Source organism: Clostridium lundense DSM 17049, assembly GCF_000619945.1.
Taxonomy (GTDB): domain Bacteria; phylum Bacillota; class Clostridia; order Clostridiales; family Clostridiaceae; genus Clostridium_AO; species Clostridium_AO lundense.
Genome location: NZ_JHVC01000001.1, coordinates 708,087 through 729,862 on the forward strand (window position 1 = coordinate 708,087; position 21,776 = coordinate 729,862).

The window sequence follows — 21,776 nt, forward strand, 5'->3', positions numbered from 1 at the left end:
ATTGTATATATGATAACTTACTTATATAAAATATTCAAAAAATAATATAAAAAATTAAATTATACACTATTTAATATATTGTTTGACCACTATATATACAAATACATCTATTAGTGGTTCTTTTAATATAATTATGTAGATATTAAAATTAATTCAATGATTAATATAGTTGTATGAATTACATATAAATAAATTATAGTATAATATATTTTAATAAATATTAATATTGGGTAAATAGGAGGGGCTGTCTAATGAATATATCTAATAGAATTATGGATATGAAGTTTTCTGAAATTCGTAAATTAATTCCTTTTGCAAACGAGGCTAAAGAGAAAGGAATTAAAGTATATCATTTAAATATAGGTCAACCTGATGTGGAAACACCAGAAGAATTTTTTAAAGCAGTAAACAATTATAAAGGAAAAACACTAAAATATGAAAATTCTCAAGGAATCATGGATTTAATAGAAACTATTGTTAAATATTATAAAGGAATAGATATAGATTTTGATAAAGAAGATATTTATATTACTAATGGAGCTAGTGAAGGAATTTTATTTTCTCTAATGACTATATGTGATTATGGTGATGAAATAATAGTACCTGAACCTTATTATACTAATTATAATAATATAGCCACACTAGCAGGGGTTAATATAAAATCCTTTAGAACTTATAGAGAAGATGGATTTCATCTGAAAAGCAAAGAAGATATAGTAAGCATTATAGGTAAAAATACTAAGGCCATACTTATTTCAAATCCCGGAAATCCTACTGGAGTAGTTTATTCAAAAGAAGAAGTACGATTACTTGCAGATATTGCAAAGGAACATAATCTTTATATTCTTGCAGATGAGGTTTATAGAGAGTTTATATATGATGGGTTGGAATATACCTCTTTTATGTCTATGAAAGATATTTTAGATAGAGTTATACTTATTGATAGTATATCTAAAAGATATAGTGCTTGTGGAGCTAGAATTGGAATGATAGCTTCCAAAAATAAGGAAGTGTCTCATCAGTTCTTAAAACTTTGTCAATCAAGATTAAGTGTATCTACTCTAGATCAAGTAGGTGCAACAAATCTAATAAATGTACCTAAAGAATATTTTACCAAAGTAAATAAGGAATATGAAAAAAGAAGAAATATACTTTTTGAAGGTTTAATGAGCATTCCAGGTATAAGTTGTGAAAAACCTTCAGGAGCATTTTATATAATTGTAAAACTGCCAGTGAAAGAATCAGAACATTTTGCTAAATGGCTTTTAACAGACTTCACTTACCATAATAAAACTGTTATGATAACACCAGCTGCAGGCTTTTATGCTACTAATGGCTTAGGAAAAGACGAAGTTAGATTATCTTATTGTATAAATAGTGATGATTTAAAGGAAGCATTAATAATATTAAATAAAGGGTTAGAAGAATATAATAAAATATTTTAGGAAAATAATAATAGGATAGACTTAAAACTAATAAAAGTCTATCCTATATTATTGTTTCCATATCATATTGTTCAGTAATTATTTTAAAACCACATTTTTTATACAATTCTAAAGCTATTTTATTATTCCAATCTACATTTATTAAAACTTTATTGAATTTATATTTACTTGTTAATTTTAATAAATAATTAATTAATGCTTTACCATACCCTTTTCCTCTATATTCTTTTAGTATACCAACATTAACGATTATAGGTATACCATTATCTAATATAATTTGGCCGTAACCTATATATGCTTTATCTTTCATTATAAAAATAGCACCATCATCGAAATAATAGTTTTGGCATTGATCAAAGTATATATCTCTTATGGAAATAGGAATTCTTGTATCGTTTTTAAATACTTCATTTTGAATAACACATCTAATATTTTCTTCTTTGCCTTTTTCTAAAATTTTAAATTTAACTTCATTATTTATTTCAGGATTAAAATTCTCCTCCATACATAATTCCATTTTAACAGTTCCATGAATTTTTTTAAAACCTGCCTTCTCTAATGCATATATATTACGACCATTACTTTCGCAGGTATAAGATGCAATATATCCTACTTTTAAACTACCTAGAAGTAATGAAATATATTTTTCTTCATCTGAGCACTTATATACATTTAAAGAATTAATTATATAGGAGTCCTTATCTTTCAGGGTTGCCCATATATAGCCAACGCATTTGTTACCACTTATAAGTAAAGTAATAGTTCTTTTTAAAAACAACCTTTGAATTATGTTACTACTATTATAACATGAAAAAAAGTCATCATTTAGTTTATTAAATCCTAATCGATTATTGTTTAAAATTTGAAACTGTTCAATATTATTTTTATTTAATCTTATACATTTACACATAATATTCCTCAAAAGTATAATTATTTATTTATTAAGTATAAAACTTTTAAATTTTCTAGTCAACTAATAATCAATCTGTATACTCATTTACATAATCTATATAATTTTCTAAGAATTTTTGTTGTAAATCATCATATTTAACCAACTTATTTAACTTATTAATATATTTAGCTTCACTCCAACTCTTATGTTTAATATATCTTTTTTTTCCTAGCTTCCAAAACTTATGCGGAAAGGCTATCATAGAAAGCATTGCTTCTAATTCGCTTTTTTTAAGCCTGTTTACTTCATTATACGCTTCTATTAAGACTTTAGCTTTATTAAAATCCCATTGATATTCTTTTTTAAACATAAGGCGTCTTATAAGTTTTCCTAAATCATTTATTTGCAAATCAATAATTATACTGTCTAAATCAATAATATAATATTCATCATCTTTCTTTATTATATTTTGATAATAAAAGCTATCATGACATATGGTTCTTTTTTCACTAGCTTCTTTTGAAAGAGCATAGTAATCTGATGCATTTAACATTTGCAGTGCGGCTACCCCCCTATTATAAAAATCATCTATATAGCTTTCATACTGAATATCAAAATCATTTCTAAATCTTCTCTTTTCTATTATTTTTTTATATCTTTCTAAATCAGATAAATTATTAGTAAATATTCTAGGCCAGTTTTTAAGATTGTTCTTTATCTTTAATTTTTTTGTACTTATTTTATTAGTAGCAATATGGAATTTAGCAAGTAGCTTAACACAAATACATGCTTCGTTTATATCATTTAAATCGCATTCTTCTCCATCGATCCATTCAGTTACATAAAAAAACATTTTCTTATGTTTAACAAAAAGGTAGTTCTCCTTAGTTTTAAAGAACTTAGCGGTATAATAAAAACCATTTTTCTCTAATTCTTCAACTAAAGTATTTCCATTAATAGCTTTTGTTTTACTGTGATTTATTTTTTTTAGGCATATGGGACCTTGATTAGTATTTATCTTATAGGCACTTCTAACTTTATTTATATCATGTATTTTAAAATCATAATTCAGCAATACTTTTTTTATCATATTTTTTTCTTTATCCGTAAGTTCATCTATATATTGAATTAATTTTCTATCACCCATAAATTCCCTCCTATTAGTATCTAATAAATTATATTATTTATAGGAGAAAATATTACATTAAAATAAAAAAGGTCATCTTATTTTGATGGCCTTTTTATATATTAGAAACCTTGACAGATACAGGCTGTTCAAAAATTCCTCTTTTTACTTCTGTAGCTGTCATATTTTTTGCTTTAAATTTTTCAGTTAAGTAATTGCAAGCATCCCAAGGATTCACAGTATCGCCGCAAGTAAATACATCTACTGCAGCATATCCAAGTTCAGGCCATGTGTGAATTGTAAGATGAGATTCAGAAATTATAACAACTCCACTTACTCCTTGAGGATTAAACTTGTGAAAAGCAACTTCTCTTACTTCTGCACCAGATTTTAAAGCAGAATTTACCATAGTTCTTTCTATATATTCTTTATCATCTAACATTTCCTTATCACAACCATATATTTCCGCTAATATGTGACGTCCTAAAGTTTTCATTCTATAATATTACCTCCTTCATTAAATGAATTAACAAATAAATTTTATCAAATATATTAAAAAAGTCAATATATTTGACTGTAATTTTCAAATATTTTATACTATGATGGTAATACATCTGTTTTTCTTTAGAATACTCTAAAATGCTATGATATATAAGTGCTAATTGGATAAATTATATTCCCTTTATATAATATGGTATTAGTCTAGTTTAAATATAAAAATGCGTGTATCTTATCTTATAATACACGCATTTTTATTAAAATATACATAAATTTAAATATCATTTACTTCTTTTATACTTAAACCTATTTTTTTATTTTCTTTATCTACATTAACAATTTTAGCTTTAATATTCTCTCCTATTTTTAAAGCATCTTCGGCTTTTTCAATTCTCTTATGGCTTATTTGAGAAATATGAACTAATCCATCTACGCCAGGTTCTAATTCTACAAAGGCACCAAAAGATGAGAACCTAACTACTTTTCCTAAAACGATACTACCTAATGGATACTTTATATCTACATTGTTCCATGGATTTTCTTGCAATTTTTTAAGACTTAATGATAGTTTTTTATTTTCTTTATCTATATCAAGAATATAAACTTTGATTTTATCTCCTATTTTCAATACATCAGAAGACTTTGAAACTCTACCCCATGACATTTCAGATACATGTAGTAATCCATCAACTTCACCTATTTGAACAAAAGCTCCAAAATCAGTTAATCTCTTAACTTCTCCTTCTACTACGGTGTCTTTTTCTAGATTACTCCAAGTTTCTTCCTCTTGTATTTTTTTCTCTTCTTTTAATATTTCTCTTCTTGAAGCTACTATTCTTGTTCTATTTTTAGATTCATCAAGTTCTATTACATTTACTTCAAAGTTTTTTCCAATGTATTCTGTTAAATCTTCTACATGTTTTAGTTCAATATGCGAAGCTGGTATAAATAATCTTACAATACCTTTATATAGAGATACTAATCCACCAGTTACTGTTTCTTTAATTTTTACATTTAATATAGTACCATTTTGGAAAGCTTCTCTAACTTCTTTTAAAGCATCTTCCCTACTCAATTCTACAATTGAAATAATTGGTGGTCTCATTTCAGAACCTAAACTAATTATTTTACCTTTTACTTTTTCACCTTTTTTTATTAAATTTTCCATTTCTGCATTATCCTCTTTAGTTATTTCACTTAGAGGAAGTAATGCATCAGATTTATACCCTATATTCACAAAGGCCTCTTTGTTACTAGTATTTACAGATGTAACTTCACCTTCTACTATTTGCCCTATAGATATTTGAGTATCATTTTTTTTCATGTACTCTAATTGCTCATTTGGTTCGAAGTTTTTATCTTCACTCATTTTACTAACAGCCTCCCTTATAATCCAATCAGGTGTTGAAGCTCCTGCTGTAACACCAATTATACAATCTTTTTTATTTGTAATATAATCAGGTATTTCACCTGCATTTTCTACATGAATTGTATTTGCACAGTTTCTTTTGCATATTTCAAAAAGTTTTGTTGTATTTGAACTATTTTTACCACCAATTATTATCATAACCTCTGTTTGTTTAGATAATTCTTCTGCGGCCTTTTGTCTAACTGCTGTAGCACTACAAATAGTATTAAAAGCCAAAATTTCTTTGCAATCTTTTATTACTTTACCTAATACATTTTCCCAGTGATCTTCTTTTTCAGTAGTTTGAGATACTACACAAATTTTTTTTGGTAGGTCTTTTAAATCACTGCCATCTCTAGATATTATAGCCGAATTATTACACCATCCATTAATTCCAACTACTTCGGGATGGCTTCTGTCACCTACTATTAAAATAGCATAACCTTCGGAATAATATTTTTGCACTTTTTTTTGTATGCTTGAAACATAAGTACAAGTAGCATCAATAATATTAACCTTCTTATTTTTTAACTTATTTAAAATATCTAGTGAAATACCATGAGATCTTATAATAACTACATCATCTTCTGCTAAATTATCTATCTCATCAATCTCAATGGGAAATATATTTTTTCCCTTTAATAAAGTCACCACATCATTATTATGTATTATAGGTCCTAAAGTATATATTTTTTTATTGAAATCTTCTTTAGCTTTTATAGCCATATCTACAGCTCTTTTTACACCATAACAAAAACCGGAATTTTTAGCTAAAACTATACTCATAAAATCACCTTCATCTATTAGTCAGTTACTTTTTTAATATACTCTGACATTTTATCTACTACTTGAGTTATAGTTAAATTTGAAGTATCTATTTCAATGGCATCTTCCGCTTTTTTTAATGGATTTACTTTTCTAGTGGTATCTATAAAGTCTCTTTTTATTATATCTTGTAATATGCTATTATATTCTACATCTACATTCTTTTCTATTAATTCATCATATCTTCTTTTTGCTCTTATCTCTGGTGAAGCAGTTAAGTAAAATTTAAAAGGAGCATCAAAAAGAACGACTGTTCCTATATCTCTTCCATCCATAACTACATCATATTTTTTAGACATTTCCTTTTGTAGGTGAACTAGAAGTTCCCTTACTTCTGGTACTGCAGCGTATAATGATACATTATTACTTATTTCAGGTTTTCTTATTTCTTCACTGACATCTTCTCCATTAATAATTAGTCTATTCTCTAAAAAATGCATTTCTAAAGATTTTACTAAATTACATAAAGACTCTATATTGTCCGGAGATATATTATTTCTTCTAGATAGTAGTGTTACTCCCCTATACATTGCACCAGTATCTATGTACATTAAATTAAATCGTTTTGCTAAAATTTTTGCGATGGTACTTTTTCCTGCACCGGCAGGCCCATCAACTGCAACAGCTATTCTCAATATTAAACTTCCTTTCTCTTTAACATATATTTTTTATATTCTATAAAAAATATTAAATTCCTCTATTTTATATACTTTTTATCCGATAGCTACCATTCGCAATTCCCAACCTTTATAGGTAGACGATAGCAGATGCTACTAAAGCTAAGAATCATTTGATTCATTAAGCAAATCTTTACGTAATGATTTTGAATTCCTTAAATAAACATAATTAATCTTATCTTTTTCTCCATTACATAATATAAGGATTCTAATGCAATAACTTAATGAATTATCTACTTTCATTTCATTAAAATGCATAATTGCTACATTATTTAACTTATAGTATTCTCTTATAAATTTTCCTGGATAGTCTTTTGTAATGTCTTCTGTACAAGAAAAAATAATTGAAACTATATCTGAAAGCTTTAAACAATTCTTTTTTATAATTTCTTCAAATAACTCTATAGAACATATGTTTATTTCTTGTGAGCTATTTTTACTAATTGTAGTAGCTCCCCTTATTGCATACATTACTTTTCACCTACCATTGTACCTGCTAAATAACCTGTAGAAAAAGCTATTTGAATATTATATCCACCAGTATATGCATCTACATCTAAAACTTCTCCTGCAAAATATAAGTTATTGATTATTTTTGACTTCATAGTGGATGGATCTACTTCTTTTACACATACTCCACCTGAAGTTACTATAGCTTCCGCAATAGGTCTTAATCCTTTTACTTTTAAAGTTAAATTGTGAAGTAAATTAACTAAATTTTTTCTTTCTTCCTTAGTAATAGAATTTACTTTTTTGTTTTCAGGAATATTTGACAATTTAATTATTATATCAATTAGTTTTTTAGGTAATAAATCCTCTAAAGAATTTTTAAAATCTTTATTAATATATTTCGCAAAATCTTTTTGTATTCTCTTATCTAATTCTTCCTCATTTAATGCTGGTTTTAAATTAATTATAGCATGGAATGATTCCTTCTCTTTAACAAATCTGCTAGCACTCAATACTATAGGACCGGAAATACCAAAATGAGTAAACAACATTTCTCCAAATTCACTATAGATAGTTTTGCCTTTGGAATTCTTTATACTCAACTCTACATTTTTTAATGACAACCCTTGTAAGTCTTTTACCCAAGAATCTTCAATTTCTAATGGTACTAGAGAAGGTTTTAAATCTATAATACAATGGCCTAGTTTTTTTGCAAATTTATACCCATCACCAGTAGAACCAGTTTGGGGATAGGATATTCCTCCTGTAGTCATGATGAAATAATCACCTTTTATTATCTTATCGTTCTTTAATTTAACAGAAGATATCTCTTTATTATTTTCTATAATTTCTTCTACTTCACTATTCAATAAAATTTCTACATTCTTTTTAATAAGTTCTTTTTCTAAAGCTCTAATTATATCTGATGATTTATCAGATTCAGGGAAAACCCTATCCCCTCTTTCAACTTTAAGTTTTACTCCTAGTTTTTCGAAAAAATTCATTACATTCTCATTGGTAAAAGTATATAAAGAACTATATAAAAATTGTGAATTACCAGGTATGTAATCAAAGAATTCTCCTATATCTTTTCCATTTGTAACATTGCATCTTCCTTTACCTGTAATAAATAGTTTCTTGCCTAACTTATCATTTTTTTCTATTAAAGTTACTTTATGTTTTTCAGCAGCGGTTATTGCTGCCATCATACCTGCTGGTCCTCCGCCTATTACTATTACTTTAGCCACGTTTTTATACCTCCTAAACAAGAAAACGAACCCTAAGTAAGGTCCGTTTATTTCTAGTCTGCTCTGTTTTCTTTATAGGAATAAACCTCATAATCTTCCCATATTCTTTCAAGTTTTGAAAATGTGGAAGAAATTTTTTCTTTTTCTCTAAGTCCTACAGCAATTATTAATGCATTTATTACACTAAGCGGTGCAACTAATGAATCTACAAAAGATGCCATATTACTTTGAGCTATTAATGTATTATCTGCTCTAGCTGCTAGTGGTGAAAGTAAACTATCAGTAATTGCTACTACATTTGCTCCTCTGCTTTGAGCATAATCTAAAGCTTCAATAGTTCTTGCTGCATACCTTGGAAATCCAATTCCTATTACTAAATCTTCTTCAGATATATTTAGCATTTGTTCAAATATATCACTTACACCATAACCTATAACCTTTACATTATCAAGTATTAGATTTAAATAAAAACCTAAAAACTCAGCTATAGCTGTTGAACTTCTAAGACCCACTATATAAATTCTTTTTGCTGCAAATATATTATTTACAACATTATCGAAGGTATTATGGTTAATTTTTTCTAGAGTTGCTCTGATATTTTCCATATCAGATTTCAATACACTTTTTAATGCACTTTCCTGGCTTATAAAGTCATTTGATAACTCTATTCTTTGAACTGTAGTTAGCTTGTTCTTTATTAATTCTTGCAATGCCTTTTGTAATTTAGGATAACCACTAAAACCTAATTCATTAGCAAATCTAACTACAGTAGATTCACTAACCCCAACACTAATACCTAATTTTGCAGCTGTCATAAATGCAGCTTTATCATAATGTTTTAATATATACTCAGCAATTAACTTTTGACCTTTACTAAGTCTAGGAAATCTTGTTTGTATAGTACGCATTAAATCTTGTTTTGCATCTTCCATTTAAATCCAATCCTTTCTCCATATCCCCTTAAACATGCAACATTTATTTCATTTTAACATCTATTGAACATATTATCAATATTTCTTTCAATTTTTACTATAATTCTTTATAAATAGTTAACAATTGTTTACCATCTTTTTCGGATAAGCCAAATGCTAAATTCTTTTTACTTAAATTTTTATTTAAAAAGTCTACAACTAGATACATATCTTCGTAATATTCAAATTCCTTAACACCAATTAACTCTAAATCATTTTTCATATGTTACATCCTCCTAATAAAGTTGTATTTATTTTAATTCCATATTTAAATAAAATTAAACATACATAAATTATAAAAAATGAATGAAATAATTTTCATCATTCATTCATTTGAAAAAAGTATATGTCCTCTAATATATTTTTTGGTTTTATCTGTAATATTCTATAGTTAATTTTTAATTTATTTCTAAAAATTAAAGAGATTTTAAATATTCTACTTCATTATCTTTTAGGTGTCTCCATTCACCAAGTTTTAGATCACCTAATTTAACATTACCAATAGATACTCTTTTTAAATTTATAACCGGATGATTAATTTTTTCACACATTCTTCTTATCTGTCTATTCTTACCTTCGTGTATTATGATAGAAACTTTTGCATTTCCATTGTTTTTTGAAAGTATGTTAATTTTTGATGGTGCAGTTATATAATCTCCAATATCTATACCATTTTCAAATTTTTCAATTTCATCTTTTGATGGAATTCCTTTTATTGTTGCAATATATTTTTTATTTTTTTCTTCTCTAGGATGAATTATCTTATTATATATATTCCCATCATTAGTTAATAATATTAATCCAGAAGTATCGTAGTCTAATCTTCCAATAGGATAGATTCTTTCATTAACTTTGACTAAATCTAATATTGTTTTTCTACCCTTTTCATCCTTTACTGTACAAACATATCCTTCGGGTTTATTAAGAGCAATATAGACTTTATTTTCTTCTGGACTTATATATTTGCCGTATACCTGTACTTTATCTATTTCAGCATTAATCTTAAAACCTAATTCATTTACAACTTTATTATTAACTTTTACATTACCTTCTAATATAATTTCTTCACATTTTCTTCTTGAAGCAACTCCGCACCTTGCCATATATTTTTGTAATCTTTCCTCCATTAATATAAGCACTCCTTCTAGTCTTCATCATAAACATTTCTTTTTAATGGTTTTATATATTTTTTGAATAAGTAATTAAAATCATTTATATCTAAATCACTAAAAAAATCTTCTCTATGCTTTCTAATTCTTAGATTACCATTAACTATTCTAGGATTTCCTTTTATAGCATTGTCTAAAGAACTTTCTTTTAAGTATATTTTATTATTCACTTTTAGATTTTCTAGTATTGTATCTCCTATTTCATTATTTGATATTACTAAAGAAATTCCTTTTTCATCCACAATCTCTTCTGGTGCTTTCCAAAAGTCTCCTATAGTTATATCTCCAGTTCTTGGGACTGATGAAAATTTACAATCATAACAACTTGTATTTAAATATAAATCACATATAAATCCATTAAAAAATGGGTCTTCAGTTTTTATACTGGTATATTCTAAACCATCTTCTGTAACTAATTTTACTCTTCCTTTGGTCCAGCCTAATTTTTTATCTCTAAAATTATAACTAACTATTTTTTTACCTTTTGATTTTTCCATTAAATATTTTTTGAATACATTAATAGATGGAACTCCGTGACATATAAGATCTATAGTAATTAATTTTTCACTGTTTACTATTTTTTTTACAGCTGCAACTTGACAAGGAAGTCCAATAAATAAGACATTCTTATTTTCCTCATCAATTATACGTTTTATTCTGTTATAAGTTAAATGAATATTGCTTTGTATATATTTAGAACCTATAATTTTTTGTAAATCTTCTTTATCTCTGATTTCTATATGATCAACTAAAAAATCTTTATTAAAAGTTGCACCAAAAACTAATCCATTTCTATCTAATATATATTGTGCTATCTCAGATGATAACCCTCCTGAGGAACTTAACATTCTTAGATGTTCATTTAGAGTGTATGCTGCGTAAACTTTTAAGTCATCTTTTTTTCTATTTTTATTAGTATTTCTTATTACAGGGCAAACATTGCTACATAAATTACATTCTATACATTTATCTTTATCTACTATAGGGTAATAAAATCCTCTTTTATTTAAACTCATTTTTATAGCTTTTAAATTACATCTATTAAAACATGCAAAACAACTTGTACATTTTTCTAGTCCAATATTTTCTATGGCAGGATTCATATAAATAACACCTCACTAGATTGAATTTAAGTACATATTACATTATAGTATAATTCCTTTATATATCCTAGTAAGATTTTAGTAATTCAACAAATCAAAAAGGGTTTGTTTCAAAATAAAAAAATAACACAATATATTGAGATTGAAATATCAATATATTGTGTCTAAAATTCATTTCGAGACAAACCCTAAACTTTATTCAGGTAACAATAAAAACCTTAATATAAATAAAACTGCAAGAATATATATTATAGGATGTACTTCTTTATGTCTACCTGTAGTTAATTTCATTACAGGATAAAATATTATTCCAGCGGCAATACCATTTGCTATACTATAACTAAAAGGCATAATTGCTATGGTAAAGAAAGCAGGAATAGCTTCAGTTAAATCATCAAAATTAATTTCTTTAACAGCACTCATCATAAGAGAACCGATTATAATAAGTGCAGGAGCAGTGGCTTCTGCTGGGACAATTCCAACTAAGTCACCTAAGAATAAGGCTAACACGAACAATATACCAACAACTACAGATGTAAGACCAGTTCGTCCACCTTCTGCTATACCAGCAGCAGATTCAATATACGTTGCAGTAGTTGTTGTTCCAAAAAGGGAACTTATTGTAGTAGCTATAGCATCGGTTAAAAGTGCTTTTTTCATATTTTTAATTTTTCCATCAGGTAATATCATGTCAGCCTTTTGAGCTGTACCAACTAAGGTTCCTATTGTATCAAAAAGATCTACAAGGCTAAAAGTAAGCACAACCATAAATATACTTGTTAATGCTCCAATCAACCCAGTTCCATTATGTGTTAAAAGCCCTTTAAAGTCAAAAGCTAAGAATGTAGGTGATATACTTGATGGAACACTTAATAATTTTAATCCATTTATATTAGTTATTCCCATTGGAATCCCTATTAAAGTAGTTATTATTATAGATAAAAGCATGGCGCCTCTAACATTCCTTGCCATAAATATTACCATAGTAATAATGCCTATTAAAGTTAATATCGTATGTGGATTTGTAAAGCTTCCAAAACTTATTAATGTGGAAGGGTTGGCTACAATTATACTACCACTTTTAAAACCTATTAAAGCAACAAATAATCCAATACCTCCAGTTATAGCAACTTTTAAATTATGTGGAAGTGCATCCACTATTTTCTCCCTTATGGATGTTACAGTAATAAGTATAAATAATAGTCCAGATATAAATACAGCTGCTAAAGCTTGTTGCCATGTATAACCTAAAGTTAAACAAACACTATAAGTAAAAAATGCAGTTAATCCAATTCCTGGAGCAACTGCAAAAGGTAAATTTGCATATACACCCATTAGAATTGTTCCAATAGCTGAAGTTATACACATTCCAGCAAAAACAGATGCTACTACCGGATCATTTAAAGCTGAAAGTGAAGCTGCAGCATCTCCTTTTAGATTTTGGGAGTTCATTCCAGAAAACTTTAGTACATTAGGAATTACAAGCAGTGCATATGCCATAGTAATAAATGTAGTAAAACCAGCTAATACTTCTCTTTTTACATTAGTATTATTTTGGGAAAGTTTAAAAAATGAATTTAAAAATGATTTCTGTTCTTTTTTTGAATGATTATAATTCATATTTTCCTCCTTAGTAATTAAATTTTAATAAAAAAAATCTGTTAAGGATGTGAGCAAATCCGTTAACAGAATCTAATATATACCAAAACAGACTCACCCATAGTGAGAAATTTTCGGCTTCTCGTAGAAACTTCTGAACCTTATTATCAGAATTATATGGACGCAGTATTTTATGAAATTTTATGTTTTATATGTTAACACCATGAACGAAAAAAGTCAATATTTTAAATTTTTTCTTCAAAATTTTAAAATATTGACTAAATTTAATTATTCTACTTCTTGTATACTAATACTTCTAGTATGTTTTGTGTGGCTCCATTCTTTATTGTTCTTATCTATTATTCCTTGTATAGTAATAGGAATCCATGTAAGAGTGTATATACCATATAATAAATACCATATAAAAATTTTAATTGAATGTTTTTTATTTAAAATAAGTAATGATACTATAAACATTCCTATATAGATTAAATTACCTAAAACTATTTCATAAGATTTAGGATTACTTCCAAATATATATGTGAAAATGAATATATTTAAGGAGTAAATACAAAATAAAATGAACATTCCTTTAGATAATTTTTTTTCAATAACCATAATGAAAGGTGTAAATAAAAATTGAAGAATACTAAATACCTTCCAAACAATTGGACTAAATAAAAAGTTGATTACAAAAATATGCAGCCCTTTTGCACTACTATTTTGAACTAAAGTTAATATTGCAGAAACACCTAATAATAATGTAACGAATGGTTGAACAGTATATAATGCACAATCAAATGCAGTAAAATTTCTATCTTTTATAGATTTTTTAAGTAATTTTGTAAAAAATCTAGAAGCTACATCTGCAAATCCCTGCATCCATCTTTTTCTTTGATTCCATGATTGTTTCAAGGTTAATGGTTTTTCATCATATACTATAGCGTTATGAGCCCAACCAACTTTATGACCATTTAATACTAGTTTACAAGTAAACTCTAAATCTTCTGTAAGGCAGGTAGCTCCCCATCCTAATTGTTTTAAAATATCAGTATTTACACAAAAACCTGTACCACCTATTTGATTAGATAATCCTAAATTAGTTCTTGCCAATTGGAATAATCTATTTGCAGTCCAAAATGATATAGAATAAGATTGTGTTATCCATGAATCATTTGGATTTTTACTATCAATATATCCTTGAACCACTTTATATCCATCACAAAGCTTGCCATTCATTTCTTTTAAAAAGTTCTTTGATACTAAGTTATCTGCATCAAATATAGCTATAGCATCATAATTTTTGTCCATAGCAAAAATTTTGTTAAACATCCATTCTAAAGCATAACCCTTACCTCTTTTATCATGTACATTTCTTTCAAATACATTAACATTAGCTTCTCTTGAAATTTTAGCAGTATTATCAGTACAATTATCAGCTATTACATATATATCAAATAGCTCTTTTGGATAATCTAAGGACTTTAAACTATCAATTATACTGCTGATAACTGTTTCTTCATTATGCGCTGCTACAAGTAACGCAAATTTTTTTTCTGGCTTATGCATACTAGCGCTTAAGTCTTCTTTCTTAAATAATCCAAATAAAGACAATATTAAATAATACATGGTTATTACAAATACCGAAATTTGAAATATTGCTGTTGAACAATAAATAAAATCTTTCATAAAATATCACTTCCATCTCAATGTTTTCTTTTTTAAATATTACTTTTTAGAACACCACACATTATATTACCACATTTTTTTGATATAAGCTATACAATTACAATCTTTTAATTATTGCGACAATGTTCAACAGGTTTTATATATAAAAAAGGAGCCTTACTAATAAGTAAAGTCCCCCTAAAACTAAGCATTCCCAGTTTCGTTTTTTTTATTAATTGTTTAGTTAAATTATTTTTATTTTGTTATATAAAAGTTGATTTGTTTACAATTTTTATATAATACATAATAATTATTATGTAAACAAATATAGATGAATTAACATAAATTAAGTTTACATTAAAAATAAATTTACATAATAATTATTATGTGCTCTATTTTATTTAATATAATATATTCACAAATTACTTAGTCCTGAATATATTATATTAACCCAGATATCCTTTCTAATATTTTTAACATATATAAAAAGGAGGGATATATATGGGACACAAGCATAAAGGCTGTTGTTATGAATATGAATATAAAGAAAAATGTAAATGTGCACCTAGCTGCTGTAATAATTGTTGTAATTATGGTTCCGGAAACTTATTTGGTACCTCAAATAACTTAATACTTCCTCTTATAGTTCTAGCACTTTTTTGTAACAGGCACTAATTAACTTATGATGGGCTGTCTCAAAACAAAAAATAATACAATATATTGATTAAATTTTATATTAAAATCTAATATTAATGTATCTAAAATTCATTTTGAGACAGCCCCTCATACTTATAAAAATTATTATTTCGTAAGCATTAATGAACTAATTTAAAATAAATATATTTAATTGTCTTAAAACATAGAAAACATCCAATATTAAGACAATATTTTTATTCAATATAATGGTATAATTAATATATGATTATTTATTTTTTATAGGGGGAATTATCTATGGATGCTAGTTACTTTTATGCTTTTAAGGAGGATAGTGTTAACGAGATTTCTAAATATATTTTTAATATGATAAATGGTGAAAAAAAAATCCTTATATTATGTATAGGTACAGATATGTGTACTGGTGATTCATTTGGTCCTTTAACAGGCACATTACTAAGAAGAAATAATTGCCCCTGCACTGTAATTGGAGATCTAGAAAATATAGTTCATTATAATAATTTAAAAGAAACAATAAAATATATTAGATGTAATTATGAAGATTATTTTATTATTGCTATAGATGCTTCTTTAGGTGATAGAGACAATATAGGCAAAATTACTATTGAAAAAGGCTCTATATTTCCTGCAACTGCATTGAGATCTAAAAATCTTTCTATTGGTGATATTGCTATTAAAGCTATAGTAAATAGATATTCTTCCATAAAATCTGCAAATGAATATATACTTCAACAAACTAGACTTTATCATGTTTATTCAATGGCTGAAATATTATCTAATGCCCTTTTGAAAGCTATAAATAATAATTTAATTCAATGTGAAAATTTAGATACATACAATAGACTATCTGCTTTCTTATAAAATATAAAAAGATGGCTAAATTTTAGCCATCTTTTTATATTTTTATTACATAAAAATTCCTACTCCAGGTCCTAATGGTAATTTACAAGAGAACCATAATATTAGTAAAGCACTCCAACCTATTAAAAATAGTATTGAATATGGTAACATTGTTGATATTAATGTACCTATACCTGCATCTTCATCATATTTCTCAGCAAAAGAAACTATCAATGCAAAATATGACATAAGAGGAGTTATAATATTAGTACATGAATCTCCTACTCTAAAAGCTGCCTGAGTGAATTCTGGCGTGAATCCTATATGCATAAACATAGGTACAAATACTGGTGCCATTATTGCCCATTTTGCTGAAGCTGAACCCATAAATAAGTTAATAAATGCACAAAGTAAAACAAATAATATTATAAGTGGTACACCAGTTAAACCTGTAGATTCTAAGAATGTTCCTCCTTTTGCTGCTAATATAGTTCCTAAATTAGTTTTACCAAAATATGCAACAAACTGAGATGCAAAGAAAACTAAAACAAGATATCCTCCCATTTTACTCATAGATTTACCTAATGAACTAGCAACATCTTTATTATTCTTAATACTACCAGATGCAATTCCATAGCAAACCCCCGGTATAAAGAAGAATAATGCTATAATTGGGACAATTCCATCCATAAATGGTGTATGTCCTATAATTTTATGTGTCTTAGGATCTCTAAGTATTCCATTATATGGCACAACTAGCGCTAATATAACTATTAAAAAAATTAAAAAACCTATATTGGCATATTTTAACCCTTTCTTTTCTTTATCAGTTAATTTAGTTATATCTTCAGATGATGCTTTCTTATAAGTTCCGAGCCTTGGCTCTACTATTCTATCTGTTACAAATGTACCTATAGCTGTTATTAAAAAAGTTGAAACAAACATAAAATACCAGTTCGCCGTAGGTTCTACTTTATAACCTGCATTTATAAGTTTAGCAGCTTCAGTAGTGATACCTCCAAGTAATGGATCTGTAGTTCCTATAAGTAAATTTGCACTAAATCCACCAGATACTCCTGCAAATGCTGCAGCCATACCTGCAATTGGATGTCTACCAAAACTTAAAAATACCAAAGCACCTAAAGGTATTAAAACTATATACCCTGCATCTGATGCTATATTAGACATAACACCAAGAAGCACAACTATTGCTGTTATTAATTTTTTAGGTGTACTCATTACTGTTTTTCTAAGCAAAGCTTGTATAAATCCAGTTTCTTCTGCCATACCTACTCCAAGCATAGCAACCAATACTGTTCCTAATGGTGCAAAGGAAGTAAAATTTGTAACTGCGCTGGTAAAAATATATCTTATACCATCCGCCGTAAGTAAGCTTACTGCTTTAACATTTGTTAATTTTGTTCCTCCATTAACTTTATCTACCATAGTAAATTGAACATTTACACCTGTTCTTGCACAAAGGTCAGATATAATTATTATTATTACACTTAATATAACGAAAATTGCAGCTGGATGGGGCATTTTATTACCAACCCTTTCAACCCAATCCAGAAAACCACCTAGACCTTTGCTTTTTTCTTTTCTTGTTTCTACATTAGATTCAACCATATTTTTTATCCCCCCATAATAAATTTAATAGCATATTTCTTACATTTTCATCCTTGTTTTATATTTATATGCTATTTCTGTAATCGATTTACAAGTATAGAAATATTTTAACATATGAATAAAATTATTTCAATACAATGTACTTTTGAAAGTTAAAAAATATTTATTGTTAAATTTAAAAATATTCCATTAAATTATTTATGCAAAATAACTATGCTTAAATTCTATTTAAACACAGTTATTTTGCATAATTTCATTATTAAAAGAGCCTAAAATGATTGTTTCCCACAAATCATTTTAGGCTCTTTCTTATTACTTAGAGTAATTGTATCTGATTTTATATTTCTAATAATTTTATGATATCACTCTTCTTCTCACAAGAGCATTTACTAATATTATAGCTATAAAACCTCCTATTAAAGCTGTAATTAGCTGAGGTACTCCCATCATAACAGCTAATTTAGCAGCAACTTTCTTAGGTATACCTAAATTAAATATATATATTAATTTACTAGCAGAAAGAGATAGGAATGCATATTTTATAAAAGCAGCAATAACCACGCCAATATATTTTAAACTTTCAATTTTATCCTTCATTATGCTAAAGAAAATAACAAATATAGCATTACCTATCATTATAAAAGGAACAAAAGGTGCCATTGGCCCAGGAAGCTGCCCTATTATCCAAGCAAGCATTGGAGTTAAAGCTCCTAATAGTATTCCCCAAGACATTCCACAGCTATATGCGGCAATTATTAATGCTGCATTAACCACAGAACCTACAAATATCTGACTTATTTGAGGAAAACTTCTGCCTATAGCCTGAACTCCTATGGCTAATGCCAATAATAGAGCTGTTCTTACTAATTTTTGTGAATTATTCATTTAAGTTACCTCCAAATATATTATTTTATGTCGCGAAATACTTCAGTAACCCTTTTAAGTATTCCATTTATATATGCTATAGCTATACCATAATTAGTTATAGGTACGCCATAATTTTTAGCTTTTATCACTCTACTTATCATTTGTTTCCTATTAAACATGCATGCACCACAATGTATTATAAGCTTGTAGTCTTGTATATCTTCAGGAAAATCCGAACCAGCATTAACTTCAATTTTTAGTTCTCCTCCAGCCTTTTCTTGAAGCCATTTAGGTATTTTTTCTCTTCCTATATCACCTTTTAGAGCATGATGTGTACATGCTTCTGCTATAAGTACCTTATCTCCTGGTTTTAATGAATCTATGGCCTTAGATCCTTCTATAAAAGTATTTAAATCTCCTTTAAATCTAGCCATTAGTATTGAAAATGAAGTTAAAGGTATACTTTTAGGAACTATTTCATTTACCTTCTTAAAAACTTGAGAATCTGTTATAACTAAATCTGGTTTAAAATTCAATTTATTTATAAAGTATTCTAACTCTGAATCCTTTACTGTAATTACAACAGCATCCTTATCTAAAATATCTCTTATAGTTTGTACCTGAGGTAAAATGAGCCTTCCTTTAGGTGCTTGTATATCTTGGGGAGCAACTAATAAAACTATATCCTTAGGTTTTATAATATCTCCCACTAAAGTATTTCTTTCAAAATTTAAAGGAGCTTTTTCAATTATAGTATCTTTTAATTTATTTATATTAATTTTGTCTTTAGCACTAACTTTTACAAAAGGTATATTAAATTTATCTTTAAAATACTCCTCATCTATATCTGCTTTATCTATTTTATTTATTACTCCAATTACTGGAATATTTCTTTTAAGTAGATCTTCATACCACTGTTTTTCTAAAATTAATTCTTCATTTTCTGCTGTAAATACTAATAAAGCTAAATCTGTTTTATCCATAACCTGTTTTGTTTTATTTATTCTAAGCTCTCCAACTTCACCAAAATCATCTAATCCAGCAGTATCTATAATCATAACTGGCCCTATAGGCAAAAGTTCCATAGCCTTATAAACGGGATCAGTAGTAGTTCCTGCCTTATCTGAAACAATAGCAATTTGTTGATTTGTAAGAGCATTTATAATAGTTGATTTACCAGCATTTCTTTTACCAAATATGGCTATATGCAATCTATTTCCCTTTGGTGTGTCCTGCATAAATACCTCCTCCTGTATACCTTATTACATTTAAAATCTTAAGTCTCTTTCTCCTTGTTCAATTCTTTTAAGTTTTTCTGCAGCTGCTTCTCTTGCCTTTTCATTAGGTATTTCTAATAATGCCTTTTTTATAACCTTCTCACCTAAAGCTCTTGCTTCATCATCACCATAATCTAATAAAAATTCTTTAAATGTAAGTAATGCATTAGGCTGACAAACATTATGGATTTGTCCTGTCTTCGCAAGTCTCATAAATCTTTCTCCTGTTCTTCCTTCTCTGTAGCATGCAGTACAGTAGCTTGGTATATATCCATCATTACATAAGCTTTTAATGATTTGTAATGGTGATCTATGGTCTCCTACCTGAAATTGAGGTTTTTCTCCATTATCTTTTTTAGAATTTTCATTAGCATATCCACCTACTCCAGTACAAGATCCTGAACTTATTTGAGATATACCTAAAGCAATAACTTCATCTCTAAACTCAGATTCCTCTCTAGTAGATAAAATCATTCCTGTGTATGGCACTGCAAGCCTTAATACTGCAACAATTTTTTTAAACTCATCGTCAGTCACAATATGAGGATATTTTTCTAAGGAAACCCCTTCTGCAGCTCTAAGTCTTGGCACTGAAATAGTATGCGGTCCTACTCCTGTAGCTTCTTCTAAATGTTCTGCACAAAGAAGCATTGATACTGTTTCATATTTATAATCATAAAGACCATATAATACACCAATACCTACGTCATCAATCCCTGCTGCTCTTGCTCTATCCATAGCTGTAGTATGATAATTATAATCATGCTTTGGTCCTTGTGGATGTAATTTTTCATAAGTTTCTTTATGATACGTTTCTTGGAACAATATATATGTTCCTATTTGCGCTTCTTTTAATCTTTTATAGTTCTCCACAGAAGTAGCAGCTATATTTATGTTTATCCTTCTAATACTTCCATTATCAAATTTTAAAGAATATATCTTTTCTATGCACTGTAAAATATAATCTAATGAGCAGTTGACATCATCCTCTCCTGCTTCTATAACCAATCTTTTATGTCCTAGAGATTCTAATATTTTAACTTCTTCTTCTAATTCTTCCATAGTTAATTTTTTTCTCACAAAATCTTTATTAGAATGCTTATACCCACAATATTCACAGTTATTTACACAATAACTACTTACATATAACGGAGCAAACAATACTATTCTTTTTCCATATATTTGTTCTTTTATATATCTCGCAGCTTTAAACATCTCTTCCAATATGTTCTTATCCTCTATAGACAATAATATTGCTGCTTCTCTATGTGTTAATCCCTTGCATTCTTTAGCCTTATCTAATATTCCCTTTACATATTTTAAATCTTTAGCCTTAGCTTCTCCTTGATTAATTGAATCTAATATCTCTGAATGTACAATAAATTCCTCTGCTCTATATTCCTTCATAAT

Annotated in this window: 20 protein-coding genes and 1 riboswitch; of the genes, 3 read left to right on the plus strand and 17 right to left on the minus strand. The window is 27.5% G+C overall.

Annotated elements, in window-relative coordinates; all coding sequences use genetic code 11:
* The first annotated feature begins 251 nt into the window (after positions 1-251).
* Positions 252-1,445, plus strand: a complete 1,194-nt coding sequence (locus T514_RS0103410) for a pyridoxal phosphate-dependent aminotransferase (RefSeq protein WP_027623503.1) — start codon at positions 252-254, stop codon at positions 1,443-1,445.
* 43 nt (positions 1,446-1,488) lie between these two features.
* On the opposite strand, the gene T514_RS0103415 is transcribed toward T514_RS0103410, so the two are convergent.
* The 13 genes from T514_RS0103415 to T514_RS0103475 all read right to left on the minus strand — a co-directional run bounded on the left by T514_RS0103415 (position 1,489) and on the right by T514_RS0103475 (position 15,099).
* Entirely contained in the window at positions 1,489-2,355 is an 867-nt protein-coding gene (locus T514_RS0103415) for a GNAT family N-acetyltransferase (RefSeq protein ID WP_027623504.1), read from the minus strand.
* 70 nt (positions 2,356-2,425) lie between these two features.
* Positions 2,426-3,484 (minus strand): CotS family spore coat protein, encoded by a 1,059-nt coding sequence (locus T514_RS0103420; protein ID WP_027623505.1) that lies wholly within the window; start codon positions 3,482-3,484, stop codon positions 2,426-2,428.
* Positions 3,485-3,578: 94 nt separating this feature from the next.
* A complete protein-coding gene (speD, locus tag T514_RS0103425) occupies positions 3,579-3,959 on the minus strand; it encodes an adenosylmethionine decarboxylase (RefSeq protein ID WP_027623506.1) in 381 nt (126 codons plus the stop codon).
* 276 nt (positions 3,960-4,235) lie between these two features.
* The gene (locus T514_RS0103430; protein WP_027623507.1) at positions 4,236-6,155 is read right to left on the minus strand and encodes a bifunctional 4-hydroxy-3-methylbut-2-enyl diphosphate reductase/30S ribosomal protein S1; all 1,920 of its coding nucleotides are present in this window, start codon (positions 6,153-6,155) and stop codon (positions 4,236-4,238) included.
* Between the two features lie 17 nt (positions 6,156-6,172).
* Positions 6,173-6,829, minus strand: a complete 657-nt coding sequence (gene cmk, locus T514_RS0103435; protein ID WP_027623508.1) for a (d)CMP kinase — start codon at positions 6,827-6,829, stop codon at positions 6,173-6,175.
* Between the two features lie 144 nt (positions 6,830-6,973).
* Positions 6,974-7,342, minus strand: a complete 369-nt coding sequence (aroH, locus tag T514_RS0103440) for a chorismate mutase (protein ID WP_027623509.1) — start codon at positions 7,340-7,342, stop codon at positions 6,974-6,976.
* The gene (locus T514_RS0103445) at positions 7,342-8,568 is read right to left on the minus strand and encodes a BaiN/RdsA family NAD(P)/FAD-dependent oxidoreductase (RefSeq protein WP_027623510.1); all 1,227 of its coding nucleotides are present in this window, start codon (positions 8,566-8,568) and stop codon (positions 7,342-7,344) included. The genes aroH and T514_RS0103445 overlap by 1 nt, the downstream gene beginning before the upstream one ends.
* A 53-nt stretch (positions 8,569-8,621) precedes the next feature.
* Complete coding sequence (locus T514_RS0103450) at positions 8,622-9,500, minus strand: MurR/RpiR family transcriptional regulator (protein WP_027623511.1); 879 nt, start codon at positions 9,498-9,500, stop codon at positions 8,622-8,624.
* Positions 9,501-9,597: 97 nt separating this feature from the next.
* On the minus strand, positions 9,598-9,762 hold the full coding sequence (locus tag T514_RS26020) for a DUF4264 family protein (RefSeq protein ID WP_084284255.1): 165 nt from the start codon (positions 9,760-9,762) through the stop codon (positions 9,598-9,600).
* Between the two features lie 193 nt (positions 9,763-9,955).
* Positions 9,956-10,666 carry a pseudouridine synthase gene (locus T514_RS0103460; protein ID WP_027623512.1) on the minus strand — a complete coding sequence of 237 codons (711 nt, stop codon included), beginning with the start codon at positions 10,664-10,666 and terminating at the stop codon, positions 9,956-9,958.
* 17 nt (positions 10,667-10,683) lie between these two features.
* On the minus strand, positions 10,684-11,811 hold the full coding sequence (locus T514_RS0103465) for a Coenzyme F420 hydrogenase/dehydrogenase, beta subunit C-terminal domain (RefSeq protein WP_034867918.1): 1,128 nt from the start codon (positions 11,809-11,811) through the stop codon (positions 10,684-10,686).
* 195 nt (positions 11,812-12,006) lie between these two features.
* Complete coding sequence (locus T514_RS0103470; RefSeq protein WP_027623514.1) at positions 12,007-13,431, minus strand: NCS2 family permease; 1,425 nt, start codon at positions 13,429-13,431, stop codon at positions 12,007-12,009.
* An 80-nt stretch (positions 13,432-13,511) separates the two neighbouring features.
* Positions 13,512-13,611: riboswitch (purine riboswitch) on the minus strand.
* A gap of 87 nt (positions 13,612-13,698) precedes the next feature.
* On the minus strand, positions 13,699-15,099 hold the full coding sequence (locus T514_RS0103475; protein ID WP_027623515.1) for a glycosyltransferase family 2 protein: 1,401 nt from the start codon (positions 15,097-15,099) through the stop codon (positions 13,699-13,701).
* Between the two features lie 480 nt (positions 15,100-15,579).
* Between T514_RS0103475 and T514_RS26445 the strand changes: the two genes are divergently transcribed.
* Positions 15,580-15,753: a hypothetical protein gene (locus T514_RS26445; protein ID WP_156939780.1), complete on the plus strand. Its 174-nt coding sequence runs from the start codon at positions 15,580-15,582 to the stop codon at positions 15,751-15,753.
* Positions 15,754-16,029: 276 nt separating this feature from the next.
* Positions 16,030-16,614, plus strand: a complete 585-nt coding sequence (yyaC, locus tag T514_RS0103485; protein WP_027623516.1) for a spore protease YyaC — start codon at positions 16,030-16,032, stop codon at positions 16,612-16,614.
* A 45-nt stretch (positions 16,615-16,659) separates the two neighbouring features.
* On the opposite strand, the gene T514_RS0103490 is transcribed toward yyaC, so the two are convergent.
* The 4 genes from T514_RS0103490 to hydG form a co-directional block, all read right to left on the minus strand.
* Positions 16,660-18,222 carry an AbgT family transporter gene (locus T514_RS0103490; RefSeq protein WP_027623517.1) on the minus strand — a complete coding sequence of 521 codons (1,563 nt, stop codon included), beginning with the start codon at positions 18,220-18,222 and terminating at the stop codon, positions 16,660-16,662.
* Between the two features lie 354 nt (positions 18,223-18,576).
* On the minus strand, positions 18,577-19,107 hold the full coding sequence (locus T514_RS0103495) for an ECF transporter S component (RefSeq protein WP_027623518.1): 531 nt from the start codon (positions 19,105-19,107) through the stop codon (positions 18,577-18,579).
* Between the two features lie 20 nt (positions 19,108-19,127).
* Positions 19,128-20,327 (minus strand): [FeFe] hydrogenase H-cluster maturation GTPase HydF, encoded by a 1,200-nt coding sequence (gene hydF / locus T514_RS0103500; protein WP_027623519.1) that lies wholly within the window; start codon positions 20,325-20,327, stop codon positions 19,128-19,130.
* A 30-nt stretch (positions 20,328-20,357) separates the two neighbouring features.
* Complete coding sequence (hydG, locus tag T514_RS0103505; RefSeq protein WP_156939781.1) at positions 20,358-21,773, minus strand: [FeFe] hydrogenase H-cluster radical SAM maturase HydG; 1,416 nt, start codon at positions 21,771-21,773, stop codon at positions 20,358-20,360.
* Positions 21,774-21,776: the final 3 nt, after the last annotated feature.